Annotated in this window: 15 protein-coding genes; 10 read left to right on the top strand and 5 right to left on the bottom strand. The window is 38.6% G+C overall.

The genetic code is table 11. The features are described 5' to 3' along the window. The first annotated feature begins 17 nt into the window (after nt 1-17). From BMW39_RS11500 to BMW39_RS11475, 6 genes are all read left to right on the top strand, one after another. Nucleotides 18-656 (top strand): DUF47 domain-containing protein, encoded by a 639-nt coding sequence (locus BMW39_RS11500; protein WP_034975546.1) that lies wholly within the window; start codon nt 18-20, stop codon nt 654-656. A gap of 23 nt (nt 657-679) precedes the next feature. After that, a complete protein-coding gene (locus BMW39_RS11495) occupies nt 680-1,822 on the top strand; it encodes an inorganic phosphate transporter (protein WP_034975545.1) in 1,143 nt (380 codons plus the stop codon). 136 nt (nt 1,823-1,958) lie between these two features. Then, nucleotides 1,959-2,930 carry a polyprenyl synthetase family protein gene (locus BMW39_RS11490; RefSeq protein ID WP_034975543.1) on the top strand — a complete coding sequence of 324 codons (972 nt, stop codon included), beginning with the start codon at nt 1,959-1,961 and terminating at the stop codon, nt 2,928-2,930. An 84-nt stretch (nt 2,931-3,014) separates the two neighbouring features. Then, nucleotides 3,015-3,968: a GSCFA domain-containing protein gene (locus BMW39_RS11485; RefSeq protein ID WP_034975541.1), complete on the top strand. Its 954-nt coding sequence runs from the start codon at nt 3,015-3,017 to the stop codon at nt 3,966-3,968. A gap of 65 nt (nt 3,969-4,033) precedes the next feature. Continuing rightward, a complete protein-coding gene (locus BMW39_RS11480) occupies nt 4,034-4,804 on the top strand; it encodes a TatD family hydrolase (RefSeq protein ID WP_034975538.1) in 771 nt (256 codons plus the stop codon). Nucleotides 4,805-4,826: 22 nt separating this feature from the next. Then, the gene (locus BMW39_RS11475) at nt 4,827-5,099 is read left to right on the top strand and encodes a hypothetical protein (RefSeq protein WP_034975535.1); all 273 of its coding nucleotides are present in this window, start codon (nt 4,827-4,829) and stop codon (nt 5,097-5,099) included. A 50-nt stretch (nt 5,100-5,149) separates the two neighbouring features. Here the strand turns inward: BMW39_RS11475 and BMW39_RS11470 are convergent, their stop codons facing one another. The 5 genes from BMW39_RS11470 to hpt form a co-directional block, all read right to left on the bottom strand. After that, on the bottom strand, nt 5,150-6,397 hold the full coding sequence (locus tag BMW39_RS11470; RefSeq protein ID WP_034975533.1) for a DEAD/DEAH box helicase: 1,248 nt from the start codon (nt 6,395-6,397) through the stop codon (nt 5,150-5,152). 104 nt (nt 6,398-6,501) lie between these two features. Further along, on the bottom strand, nt 6,502-6,987 hold the full coding sequence (locus BMW39_RS11465) for a DUF6438 domain-containing protein (RefSeq protein ID WP_034975531.1): 486 nt from the start codon (nt 6,985-6,987) through the stop codon (nt 6,502-6,504). Between the two features lie 42 nt (nt 6,988-7,029). Continuing rightward, complete coding sequence (obgE, locus tag BMW39_RS11460) at nt 7,030-8,013, bottom strand: GTPase ObgE (RefSeq protein ID WP_034966961.1); 984 nt, start codon at nt 8,011-8,013, stop codon at nt 7,030-7,032. Nucleotides 8,014-8,085: 72 nt separating this feature from the next. Further along, nucleotides 8,086-8,664 (bottom strand): adenylate kinase, encoded by a 579-nt coding sequence (locus BMW39_RS11455; RefSeq protein ID WP_034966964.1) that lies wholly within the window; start codon nt 8,662-8,664, stop codon nt 8,086-8,088. 47 nt (nt 8,665-8,711) lie between these two features. Further along, nucleotides 8,712-9,266, bottom strand: coding sequence for a hypoxanthine phosphoribosyltransferase (gene hpt / locus BMW39_RS11450; RefSeq protein ID WP_034975528.1), 555 nt, complete (start codon nt 9,264-9,266; stop codon nt 8,712-8,714). A gap of 139 nt (nt 9,267-9,405) precedes the next feature. Here hpt and BMW39_RS11445 point away from each other — a divergent pair, with 139 nt between their 5' ends. The 4 genes from BMW39_RS11445 to hemW are packed head-to-tail and all read left to right on the top strand — an operon-like array spanning nt 9,406 to nt 13,738. Further along, nucleotides 9,406-10,455, top strand: a complete 1,050-nt coding sequence (locus BMW39_RS11445; protein WP_034975525.1) for a PASTA domain-containing protein — start codon at nt 9,406-9,408, stop codon at nt 10,453-10,455. Between the two features lie 52 nt (nt 10,456-10,507). Continuing rightward, nucleotides 10,508-11,575, top strand: a complete 1,068-nt coding sequence (locus tag BMW39_RS11440; RefSeq protein WP_034975521.1) for an RluA family pseudouridine synthase — start codon at nt 10,508-10,510, stop codon at nt 11,573-11,575. Nucleotides 11,576-11,609: 34 nt separating this feature from the next. After that, a complete protein-coding gene (locus BMW39_RS11435) occupies nt 11,610-12,563 on the top strand; it encodes a PorP/SprF family type IX secretion system membrane protein (protein WP_034975519.1) in 954 nt (317 codons plus the stop codon). Between the two features lie 50 nt (nt 12,564-12,613). Further along, nucleotides 12,614-13,738, top strand: a complete 1,125-nt coding sequence (gene hemW / locus BMW39_RS11430; RefSeq protein ID WP_074719333.1) for a radical SAM family heme chaperone HemW — start codon at nt 12,614-12,616, stop codon at nt 13,736-13,738. Nucleotides 13,739-13,781 lie beyond the last annotated feature (43 nt).

The raw sequence follows: 13,781 nt of genomic DNA, 5'->3' as shown, positions 1-13,781 counted from the left end.
CAAATTAAACAAAAATAATGGGAATAGGTAATCTTTTCAGAGCGTTTCAGCCTAAGGATAAAATCTTTTTTGAACTGTTTCTTCGTGTAGCAGATAACTTGGTGGAGATGTCAAAAACATTTCACGACGGTTTGCTGGATTTTGATATCAATGATGAAACATTGTTGAATCAAATGAGTGATTACGAACATAAATTGGATGATTTGACTCACGAGATCTATGTACAACTAGGTGAGAACTTCATTACGCCGTTTGACAGAGAGGATATCAACTATCTGGCTTCTGGATTGGATGATATTGCTGATTACATCTACGCTTCTGCAAAATATATTTATTTATATAAAAGTCCGGAGAACAAAGTGTATTCTGAGTTTTCTCTTTTGATCCACAAATGTTGTATCGAGATCAAGAAAGCGTTGGAGAACCTGAAAGATTTCAAAAATCCAAACGAGGTGAGAGAATCTTGCATCAAGATCAATTCTTACGAGAATATTGCTGACGATGTTTTGAGCCAGGCAATTGTAAAGTTGTTTGAAACCAATGACGCGCTTTTGATCATCAAGCAAAAATCGATCTTGGATTATCTAGAGATCGTTACAGACAAAGCAGAAGATGTTGCCAACACGATGGAGAGCATAGTTATCAAATACGCATAAAAGCAGTATCTAAAAATATACGAATGGAATTTCCAATTCTACTAATTGTCATTATCGCGCTTGCGTTAATATTCGATTACATCAATGGTTTTCACGATGCAGCCAACTCTATCGCAACCATTGTTTCTACAAAAGTACTGACGCCTTTTCAAGCTGTTCTTTGGGCAGCATTCTGGAATTTTGCCGCGTTTTTCATAGCTGCTTACGTTGTAGGCGAATTCAAAATTGGTAACACGATTGCCAAGACCGTGGATGAGAACTTCATCACACTTGAGGTTATTTTTGCAGGGCTTATCGCTGCGATCGCGTGGAACTTGCTCACTTGGTGGTTCGGGATTCCGTCCTCATCATCGCATACCTTGATTGGAGGATTCATCGGAGCAGCATTGATGCACGCTTTGATCACCGATTATCATGTCATCGCCATCACACATCCAGATTATTCTTTCTTCGAAAAGGCCTACCAAGCATTTGTGCAGCTTTTTACACAGAATGTTGTGAAGTACAAAGTGGTGATCCCAATTTTCCTATTCATCTTTATGGCGCCGCTTATCGGTATGGCGATATCAATTATCATTACTTTGATCATCGTTAATATCTGTAAAAGAGCAAATCCACATAAGGCGGAACGTGTTTTCAAGAAATTACAGTTGGTTTCTTCAGCTTTATTCAGTCTTGGACACGGGACCAATGATGCGCAAAAAGTAATGGGAATCATTGGAGCAGCGATGATCTATTTCCACGTGAATATGATGAAAGATCCTTTGTATCTGAACATTCCGGAAGCTGACCGTTTTAACTTCTTTGCAGAACATTACCTTTGGGTACCAGTTGTGTCTTTCTTAGCAATCGCTTTGGGTACGATGAGTGGTGGTTGGAAGATCATCAAGACGATGGGAACCAGGATAACGAAAGTAACGCCACTGGAAGGTGTAGCTGCGGAAACAGCAGGTGCTATCACGCTTTTCATCACAGAACAATTGAGGATTCCAGTTTCTACGACACACACTGTTACAGGTGCGATCATCGGGGTTGGATTGACTAAAAGGGTTTCGGCTGTAAGATGGGGAATTACCGTAAGTTTGCTTTGGGCTTGGATCCTTACGATTCCGATCAGCGCCATCGTTGCAGGAATTACTTATCTGCTTTTTATATTGGTATTTTAATTTTGAAATTAAATTTAAAACATATAGCTTCTCAGTTTTGGGAAGCTTTTTTTATGATTAATTCTCATAAAACAAGATTCAAAATCTTGGTAGAACAATTGTAAAAAACGTATTTTTGCCTCAAACAAGTTTTTAAATGGAATTCCTAGATCAGTATCAGAAAATTGTAGCAGACGCTATCGAAAAACATACGTTTACCAACAAACCAGACGAGTTGTACCACCCGATGAATTACATCATTTCTCATGGTGGAAAGAGGCTTCGTCCGATCATGTTGCTAATGGCCTGCGATCTTTTCCAAGGCGATTTGGAAAAAGCATTGAAACCGTCTTTGGCCATTGAGTTTTTCCACAATTTTACCTTGATCCACGATGATATTATGGATGAAGCGCCATTGAGGAGAAATAAACCAACGATCCATACTCTTCATGGAATCAATGTTGGGATCCTTTCCGGAGATGCTTTATTGATCAAAGCGTATCAATTCTTCGAAGATCTGGAACCGGAATTATTCAAAAAGTGTATCAAGATATTTTCTGAAACTGGCGCCGTTCTTTGCGAAGGTCAGCAGTTTGACATCAATTTTGAGAATATGTCAAATGTCTCTTACGACGATTACATCCAAATGATCACTTTCAAAACGGGTGTTCTAAGTGCCTCATCTTTCCAGATCGGAGCATTGATCGCTGGAGCATCAGAAGAAGATGCAGAAGCGATGTATAACTTCGGGAAACACATCGGGATCGCATTCCAAATTATGGATGATTATCTGGATGTTTTCGGAAATCAGGAACAATTTGGGAAGAAACATGCTGGTGATATTTATGAGAATAAGAAAACCATTCTTTATCTTTTGGCCCTAGAGCACGCCAATCCAGAGGAATTATCTGAACTGAATTATTGGTATTCCAAAAAAACTGACAATGTCGACAAGGTTTATAGCGTCGAGAAGATCTTCCGCAGAACAAAAGTGGATGACAAAGTTCTAAGACTGATTCAAAAACACAACGAAATTGGTCAAAGTTATCTTGATCAGATCAACCTTCCAGACGAGAAAAAATTGCCTTTCCGAGAACTGGCGAATTATCTTTTGAGAAGAGAATCTTAATATAACAATGTACCGATTTACCAGTCTCATAAAATCTCAGATATTGGTAAATTTTTACATTGATAAATTGCTACATTTAAAAAAATGAAATTCAGAACAGAAGTAGATATTAATGCAAGTGAGAGAAAAATTGGGACAGATGATTGCATCTTTTCCATAGGATCGTGTTTTGCGACGGAGATGCACGACAAATTTTCTGAAGGCCAAATCCAATCTTTGAACAATCCATTTGGGACAATCTTCAATCCGTATTCGATCAATAATGCGATCCAGCAGATCTATGATGCGAAGGAATATCAAGAAAGTGATTTGATATTGGCCAATGAAAGTTACATCAGTCTCGATCATCATTCGTCCTTCGATTCGCGGTTTGCGAAACAATCGTTGGAGCAGATCAACAAAAATATTGAAGAAGCGAATCAGTTTTTGCAGAACACGAGTTTTGTAATTATCACATTTGGAACATCTTACATTTATGAATTTCTTCCAAAGAAAAAGTTGGTTGCCAACTGTCACAAGATTCCTCAGAAATTTTTCGAGAAACGATTTTTGTCCAATCAGGAATTGACGGAATCCATCAATCAAACTATTGATACTCTGAAGGATATTTGTAAAAAAGATGTGAAGATCCTGTTCACGGTTTCGCCAGTTCGTCACACCAAAGATGGTATTGTCGAAAATCAATTAAGCAAATCAAAATTGATAACGGCCATCCACGAATCGATTTCTGGAAAAGAAACGTGCCATTATCTTCCAATCTACGAATTGATGATGGATGATCTCCGCGAGTACAGATTTTACAAGGAAGATATGATCCATCCGAATTCTCAGGCTGTTCAATACATTTGGGAAAAATTCGGGAATGCTTATTTTACCGATGAGACCAAGCTTTTCATTAATGAAAATAATAAGATTCTCACTGCGCTGAATCACAAAACAGCCGATGAAAAGAATCCAAAATATCAGGAATTCTTGGAAAAGATCAATCAAAAGATCCTTTATCAGCAGAAGAAAGTAAAACATAAAATATTCGGTTGATAGTTGATGGTTTTTAGTTGATAGGATTCTTCTGACAACCAGCAACAATCAACTAACAACTAACAATGATAGACACACACACCCATTTATATTCCGAACAATTCGATGAAGACCGCACAGAGATGATCCAGCGGGCTTTGGACAAAGGCGTGGAGAAATTCTTCCTTCCGGCAATTGACTCCGAAACACATCAGAAAATGCTCCTTCTCGAAACCGAATATCCGGGCAAAATTTTTTCGATGATGGGATTGCATCCTTGTTCCGTACAGCCAGAATCTTGGGAAAACGAATTGAATCTCGTTCAGAATTATCTTTCCCAGCGCGACTTTGTGGCCATTGGCGAAATCGGGATCGATCTGTATTGGGATAAATCAACTTTGGATATTCAAGTCAAAGCTTTCGAACAGCAGATCGATTGGGCGATTGAGAAAGATATTCCCATCGTGATCCATTCCAGAGAAAGTTTTGATGAGACCTTTGAAGTTTTGGAGCGAAAGAAACATCCGAAATTACGCGGGATCTTCCATTGTTTTTCGGGAAATCTGGAACAAGCAAAACAGGCAATCGACCTTCAATTTGTTTTAGGAATCGGAGGTGTAGTGACATTTAAAAATGGAAAGATCGATCAGTTCTTGAATCAAATTCCATTAGACAAAATCGTTCTGGAAACAGATTCACCTTATTTGGCGCCAGTTCCGTTCCGTGGAAAACGAAACGAAAGTTCTTACGTAGAGTTAGTTGCTGGAAAGTTGGTTGATATTTACGGTAAAGACTTTGCTGAGATTGATAGGATTACGACTGAAAATGCCAATAAAATTTTTAGTACTTTAGACTAATAATAAATCTAATAGTCTACGTATGAAAAACAAACCTCAAATTTTACTGATCATAGGCATCATTGCTTTGGTCATTGGCGGATATCTTTACTTTCAAGTTGATGGTGACGCGGTCAATCAAAAAAATATAGAAATTGCTACAACAGCTACCAGCGCAGAAGAAGCAGCAAGACAGATCTCTGCGAATAATAGGAGTGAGGTCGGAGGTAATTCGATAGCGCTTTTTTTACTCGGAATGGGCGGTGCAATTACGGTGATATCGATCATCAATTTGGTGAAAAAGAAACCAGCATAATTTATTCGACTTAAAATAAAAAAAACCGGAAATTGCTTCCGGTTTTCTTTTTATTTTTTTCTGTAGAAATTGCTTTTATTCTTAGTTTTTTCGGAGCGTTGACCGTTTGTTCTTGGTCTCGGTGTGAAAGGCTTGTTGTTGCTGTCTCTCTTTTGCTCTACAAGATTGTCTGTGTGAAAAGGATGATCCGTTACAACAGGAATTTTCTTCCCGATCAATTTCTCGGTATTTCTAAGATTCGCAAGATCCAAAGCATCTACGAATGAGAAAGAAGTTCCTTCTGATCCGGCTCTACCAGTTCTTCCGATTCTGTGAACGTAAGTTTCGGAAACGTCGGACAATTCGTAATTCACAACATATTTCAACTCGTCGATATCAATTCCTCTCGCTGCGATGTCTGTCGCTACCAAGATTCTCGTTCTTTTTGATTTGAAGTTGGAAAGTGCGTTCTGTCTTGCATTCTGAGATTTGTTTCCGTGGATTGCTTCTGCAGAAATGTTTGATTGGTACAATTTCTTGACTATCTTATCTGCGCCATGTTTAGTTCTCGAGAAAACCAAAACCTGATCGAATTTCGGATCCTCCAAAAGGTGGATCAAAAGATCGGTCTTGTTGTTATTATCAACAAAATAAATACTTTGCTGGATCGTATCAGCTGTCGAAGAAACCGGAGCTACTTCAACTCTTACCGGATTGATCAAGATCTCAGAAGCCAACTTTGCGATTTCTTTCGGCATCGTTGCAGAGAAGAAAAGGTTTTGTCTTTTTGCTGGGATCAATTTCAGGATCTTCTTAACATCGTGAACAAATCCCATATCCAACATTCTATCCGCTTCATCCAGAACAAAAATTTCTAAGTGATGAAGTTTCACAATGCCTTGGGAAATAAAATCCAACAATCTTCCTGGCGTCGCGATCAAAATATCAACGCCTCTTTTAAGTTGCTGTTCTTGTGCGTGCTGTTTCACACCCCCGAAAACCACAAGTGATCTCAGTTTCAGATGTTTTCCGTAGTCTTGGAAGTTTTCTTCAATTTGGATTGCCAATTCACGCGTAGGCGTTAGAATCAATGCTTTGATCTGATTTCTGTGTGGTTCTTTGGCAGAAGAAAGATTTTGTAGAATAGGGATGGCAAATGCCGCTGTTTTTCCTGTTCCTGTCTGTGCGCTTCCCAAAAGGTCTCTGCCTTGCAGGATAGATGGGATCGCTTTTTCTTGTATTGGTGTAGGTTGTTCGTAACCTTGCGCTTTTAAGGCGTCTAATATTGGCTTGATCAAGCCTAATTCGTCAAAATTCAAATGGAATATTTTTTTAATTTAATAAAGTAAAAATTCCTCCGTATATTAGGAGGAATTAATATGTTGCAAAGGTAACTTATTTAAAATAAAGTCGAGATTAAGTCTTATTTAACTTTTACCCACTTTTGATTTTGCTTAATTTCATCGATCAACGTAGTCAGGTCGGTCAATGTTTTTGGTTTTTCACCAGCCGACATTGCGATATCTCTTTTGGTTCCGTCAGCAAAAGTAACTCTTAGATTTACTTTCGAAGCGTCCATGATTCTTTTGTCGATGTAACTCTCATTTAGTGTTTTGATGTTTGCGGCATCTGTCGCATCCACCAATTTCTTGTAATCTTCAGTACTCAAGTTCGCTTTGAAGGTGCCTTCTCTTGGTTTGTTCAAATCATCCTTGGATCCACCTTCGGAAAAGTTGAAATGTTCTGCTTCCAGGATTGCATTTCGATTGGAATCGATGGTGATCTTGTAGGTTGGACAGAATCCGAAACAAGGTCCAACTTGATATTCTATCGCAGAATATTTTGAAACTTGAGAAGTCGTGCAGGACATTAATCCTAAAATAAACAGTAAGCTGAATAAGTATTTCATCGTATTTTTTTGTGTTTAGACTTTCAATAATTGTTCCGAAAATTATCCGTGCAATTTTTTCCAGATAGCATCTTTCAATTCCTGAAGTCCTTCGCCAGTCACACCGGAGAAGAATAATGGTTGTCTGTTTTCTGGGAATTCTGCTGCGATCTCTCTTTTCAATTCATCATCCAAAAGATCAGCTTTCGAAACGGATAGAAGGAAATCTTTGTCCAAAAGTTCAGGATTGTATTCCTTAAGTTCGTTTTCCAAAATTTTAAATTCCTGGAAATGATCCTCAGAATCGGCCGGAATTAAAAATAATAGAATTGAGTTTCTTTCAATATGTCTTAGGAATCTGTGGCCAAGACCTTTCCCTTCCGCAGCACCTTCGATGATTCCAGGAATATCGGCCATGACGAAAGATTTGTAATTTCTCCATTCTACGATTCCAAGATTTGGTTTCAACGTGGTGAAAGCATAATCAGCGATCTTTGGTCTTGCTGCAGAAACGGATGAAAGAAGCGTAGATTTTCCAGCATTCGGGAATCCAACTAATCCAACATCAGCAAGCAATTTCAATTCGAAAGTCACAAAACCTTCCTGTCCATCCATTCCTGGTTGTGCAAATCTTGGTGTTTGGTTGGTAGAGGATTTGAAATGCTCATTTCCTTTTCCGCCCTTTCCACCTTCCATCAAGATGATCTCTTGCCCATCTTCCAGGATTTCGCCTACGATCTCACCTTCTTCATTCCTGGCAATCGTTCCCATTGGCACATCGATGTAAACATCCTCGCCGTAAGCACCTGTCAACTGGTTTTTTTGACCGTTGTGTCCACGTTCTGCTTTGATGTGACGCGTGTATCTCAATGGCAAAAGCGTCCATTCGTGAGCGTTTCCTCTCATGATCACGTGGCCACCGCGTCCGCCATCGCCACCATCCGGGCCACCTTTAGGAATATATTTTTCTCTACGAAGGTGAGCCGATCCAGCACCGCCGTGACCGCTTTTACAGTGGATTTTTACGTAATCTACGAAATTTGACATAATATTTTTATTAATGGAAGATGGAAGTCCGAAGATGGGAAAACTTCCCGCTTCCGACTTCCATCTTCCGGCTTATTTAATTTTTTCTACTTCAGCAAAAAGTTTTTCAGAGATCTCGGAGATGTCGCCAACGCCGATCACTTCTGCATATTTGCCTTGTTTTTTGTATAATTCTGCAACTTCTGCAGTTTTTGTATAATATTCTGTGATCCTATCTCGGATGATGTCCTCATTAGAATCGTCTGTTCTTCCGCTGGTTTCTCCTCTTTTTAGAAGTCTTTCCACCAAAACTGCATCATCTACAATTAATGAAAGACAAATGCTGATCTCCGAATTCAATTCTTCTTTCACGATGGTTTCCAAAGCTTCTGTCTGAACTGCAGTTCTAGGGAATCCGTCAAAAATAAATCCGTTGGTTTCTGTCGGTTTTCTCAACTCATCAATTAACATGTCAATTGTGACTTGATCGGGAACCAATTGTCCTTTATCGATGTATGATTTTGCTAATTTTCCGAGCTCTGTATCATTTTTCATATTAAATCGAAAAAGATCTCCGGTAGAAATTTGTTTCAGATTGAATTTCTCGATGAGATGCTGAGCCTGGGTTCCTTTTCCACTTCCTGGAGGGCCAAAGAGAACAATATTGATCATATTACTTTAATTTATTTAGATTTATTTCTTTCTATTTTTAGTAGAGATTAATGATTGATTCTACCTTCTTCCAATTGATATAGGTCTGGTAAATTTCTTCCCAACTCATCATAATCTAATCCGTAGCCTAATACAAATTTGTTTGGAATTTCTTTAGCAACATAATCCACGATGAAATCTTTTTTGAAAACATCTGGTTTTAAAAGTAAAGATGCCACTTTCAAAGACTTAGGACGTTGCGTGTTTTTGAAATATTCAAAGAGATTTTCTAATGTATTTCCAGTGTCAACAATGTCTTCCATAAGAATGATATGACGATCCATAACATCTTTTGTCAATTCCATTTTTTTGTAAACAATTCCTGTAGATTGCGTCCCAGAATAAGAACTTACTTGCAAAAAGGCAATTTCACATTTACCAGGATAATATTTTAAAAAATCTGAGAAAAACATGATGACACCATTCAGAACACCAATGAAAATTGGGGTTTCATCTTTGTAATCTTCGTAAACTTTTTCTGCTAATTCTTTAATAATTGCCTGAATTTCATCGTGTTTCAGGTATGGTACGAAACTTTTGTCGTGAACTTGTATAGACTCCATATGTATTTCAAAGTGCAAAAATAAGATTTTTAAACCAAACCTCCCATTTTCTTTTTTTAATCGCTTTTTACAATTCATAGAAAAGGGTAATACAATTTAATTATCTATATTTGCGTTACGTTTCTGAAAAAGAATAATTATGTTCAAATCGCTTTTCCACTGGAAAGTATTACTTAATATCGTATTGGCAATGGCGTTTTTCGCCGGTTTGGTTTGGCTTACATTCCGTTGGTTGGAGTATCATACCCACCACGGAGATGAAGTTCCTGTACCCAATGTGATGAATATGAAGGTGCACGATGCTATCAAGATCCTTGATGATTCCGGTTTGGAATATGAGGTCGATAGTTTCAAATATGACCCAAAATTCCGTCCTTTTCAGGTATTGGCAGTTTTCCCATCGCCTGGAGCAAGTGTGAAAAGCGGGAGAGCAATCGTTCTGAAGGTCAATCCTAGAACTTGGGCAAAAGTGGCCGTTCCGGACATTATTGACAGATATAAAGGTTTGGCATTTAATCAATTGACGCTTGTTGGATTAAAGGTTGGCGATACACTTTTCGAACCGAGTATCCAGAGAGATGCCGTTCTTAGAATTATTTTTAATGGATCAAGCATCAAACCTGGAACCCTGCTACCAAAGTTCTCCAGCGTCGATCTGGTCATTGGTTCTGGACCGTTGAGAAATGTTTCAGTTCCTAATGTGGTGGGAAGAACCGTTCAGGAAGCTAAGCAGATCATTGGAAAAGCATTGTTTGAGGTTGGGATCGTAGACCATGAAGATGGCGGAAAAGATGATTCTGATATTGTTTATTACCAAGATCCAAGTTTTGGTTCTCTTCGAGATCAAGGCATGCAGATCGATCTCTGGGCAAGTAAAAAGACGCCAGCCGAGATGCAAAGCAAAATACAGCAGTTGGATGACATGTACCGTCCGAAGATTGACACCACGTTGGCTCCAATTCAATACAATGAAGTGCCGCCACCAACGATTGAACAGAGACCGGCAGTTGTAAAACCGCCGGTTTCTAACACGCCATCAACTTCGGGAGCTGCGACGACAACGCCGAAACCAAAACCGACAACAACACAGCCTGCAAACACTGCAACACCTGTGAAACAAAGTACAACAACGCCATCATCTACAAAACCTGTAGAGAAACCAAAGCCAAAAAAGGTGGTGATTGAATAAATAAAAAATTAAAAGGCTTCGACATCTGTTGAAGCCTTTTTAGAATTAAAATATGCTAGACGAGACCGAAGATTTTCTGGAAGACGAATTAATTAATCAAGACATTTCTGCTGATGAAGAAAACAGCGGATTGTTTGAACACGTCAACATTACAGTGGATAAGAAACAAGAACCACTTAGGATAGACAAGTTTTTATTGATCTTCCGTCAGAATTCTTCAAGAAACAAAATTGCCCAAACGTGCAAAGCTGGAAACGTCATCGTGAACGGAAATCCTGTAAAACAAAATTACAGAGTTAAACCTGGTGACGAGATCAGCGTTCTATTGGCACATCCACCAAGAGAAAACACGATTATTCCGCAAGATATTCCGATCAATATTGTTTATGAGGATAATGATCTGGTGGTTGTGGACAAGGATCCAGGAATGGTTGTGCATCCAGGATTTGGGAATTGGGACGGCACATTGGTGAATGCTTTGGCTTATCACTTCTCAAAAGACCCAAATTATAACTCAGACCTCGATAGAGTGGGCTTGGTGCATAGGATTGATAAAGATACTTCAGGATTATTGGTGATTGCTAAAACAGAATATGCTTTGAGCTTTTTGGCAAAACAGTTTTTTGATAGAACTACCAAACGCCTCTATTGGGCATTTGTCTGGGGCAATGTGAAAGATGATACAGGAACTGTAACTGGACACATCGGCAGACATCCAAAAAACCGAATGCAGATGTACACCTATGATGATGGCAGCCACGGCAAACACGCGGTAACCCATTACAAGGTTTTAGAACGATTCCGCTACATGACCTGGATAGAATGCAAATTGGAGACAGGAAGGACGCACCAGATCCGGGCGCATCTCAAACATATCGGGCATACTTTATTCAATGATGCCAGATACGAAGGCAATATTGCAATGAGAGGTGTTGATCTGCCGAAGTACAGAAAATTTGTACAAAATGTTTTTGAGGTCTTACCAAGACACGCTCTGCATGCGCACACATTGGGATTTATCCATCCTACGACAAAAGAGGAAATGTTTTTTGAAAGCCCGATGCCAAAGGATATGCAGGAAGCTTCCGAACGTTGGAGAAAATATCTCGATAATAACTAGAGTTTTATATCTTTGCATTGTGAACAGAAATTACATGCTAAATAAAATATTTTTACTACTACTTGCAGTTTGCTCCATGGGATTAAAATCTCAGGAAACATTGCCTTTTTATCAGCAATATCTTGTTGATGGTGATTTTCTGTTCAATCCCGCATTGTTGGGAAAGACAGATGACGTGGTTCTGAATCTCAATTATCAAAAGCAATTTTCACAGCTGAGTGAATCGCCAAACGTCCAATCCATAGGTTTGCATGCTAATGTATTCGACAGGGTAGGTGCAGGGATCTCATTTTTCAGAGATCAGAATGGTCCCATTTCATCGAATGGATTGACCTTGGGTGCATCATACTTCATTCCATTGAGCGATGAGGAAGACCGTCAAGACCAGTTCTCTTTCGGTGTTGGCACTAGTCTTTATAACATGAACATCGATTACGGCAAGATCAACGCGGCACAACAAGGCGATCAACTTTTAGGTGAGAATACCAACGATATTTTTATAGCTTATGCCAATTTAGGAGCTGCTGTGAAATTCAAAAAGTTCTTCGCCGGATTATCGGTGACAGATATTCCGATCAGCAATGATCTTCCAATTGTCAACGGAATAGAGCCGTCTCCGACAAAATTTTATCTGAACGCAGGCTACGATTGGCACTTCACAGATGGTATCTTTCTAACGCCGTCATTGATGATGAATCTTAATACCAATTCTTCAAGGATATTCGATTATAACTTGATGGCAACCGCATTTGGTGAGAAGAACAATATTTCCGCTGGAATCAGTTTCCGTAGTGCCAAAAGCGCCGTTGGAAGCCAGAATCTGGGATTATCACCTATCATCAGAGGTCGCGTAGGAAGCTTTACATTTGGTGGTGTTTACAACTTTGGCGTGTCAGAATTGACTGAGAATTTTGGAAACAGCTTTATGTTGTCCATCGGTTTCAATATCGAGAATTTCATCAATGCGCGAGGTTACCGATACAGATAATTAATTTAATTTAAATAAATTTGAGCTCTGAATTTTTCAGGGCTTTTTTAATGATATATCTTCATATTCCTTTCTGCAAGCAAAAATGCAGTTACTGTAATTTTCATTTTTCGACTTCGTTTAGTTTGAAAGATGAAATGCTTCTGGCCATCAAAAAAGAAATAGGATTAAGACATCACGAGCTCGAAAATAAAACCATCAAATCGCTTTATTTCGGTGGAGGAACGCCTTCAGTTCTCAGTGTTGATGAAATAAAATCTTTAATAGACGAATTTCAAAAATATTTCAATTTTGATGAGAATATTGAAATCACTTTGGAATCCAATCCAGACGACCTCAATAAAAATTTCCTGAAAGAATTATCCCAAACAGAAATTAATCGATTGTCCATCGGAACACAAAGTTTTTTTGATGAAGATTTGAAATTGATGAATCGCGCGCACAACGCTTCCGAAGCAGAAAGTTCCATCAAGCGCGCTCAGGATTTTGGACTGGAAAACATCAGCATCGATTTGATTTACGGTTCACCCACTTCAAACTTCGAAATCTGGAAAGACAATCTCAACAAAACCATTGAATTACAAGTCCCACACGTTTCTTCTTACGCATTAACTGTCGAACCAAAAACAGCTTTGGAAAAATGGATTGAAAACGGAAAAGTCAATTCCCCCGAAGAAGCCGAACAGAACCAAGAGTTTTATTATATGTCTGATTTTCTGAAAGATAATGGGTTCGACCACTACGAGATTTCGAATTTCGGAAAGCCAGGTTTTCATTCCAAACATAATTCGGCTTATTGGAAATCTGAACCTTATCTAGGAATTGGTCCATCCGCACATTCTTACAACGGTAATCTCGAAAGAAGTTGGAATGTATCCAACAATCCACTTTACATCAAGAATATCAATCAAAATATCATCCCGAAAGAAACCGAAATCCTATCAGAGAAAGACCGTTTCAACGAAATGATGATGATTGGTTTAAGAACAATCTGGGGCGTGGATTTGAATAAAATTAATCAAAATTTTTCCTCAGAAATAATCGATTATCTTCACAAAGAAATCAATCCAAAACTAGAATCCGGAATTCTGAAAATCGAAAATAATCATCTTCTCATTCCCGAAAAACATTGGTTCTTAGCAGACGGAATTGCTTCTGATTTGTTTATAGTTTAAAAGATATTTTGAGATAGAAATCTAAAATCTATTCACTATTTTT

It is taken from the genome of Epilithonimonas lactis (assembly GCF_900110605.1).
GTDB lineage: Bacteria > Bacteroidota > Bacteroidia > Flavobacteriales > Weeksellaceae > Epilithonimonas > Epilithonimonas lactis.
Note: the sequence above shows the minus strand (reverse complement) of the source record. Positions and strands in the feature narration are given on the sequence as shown.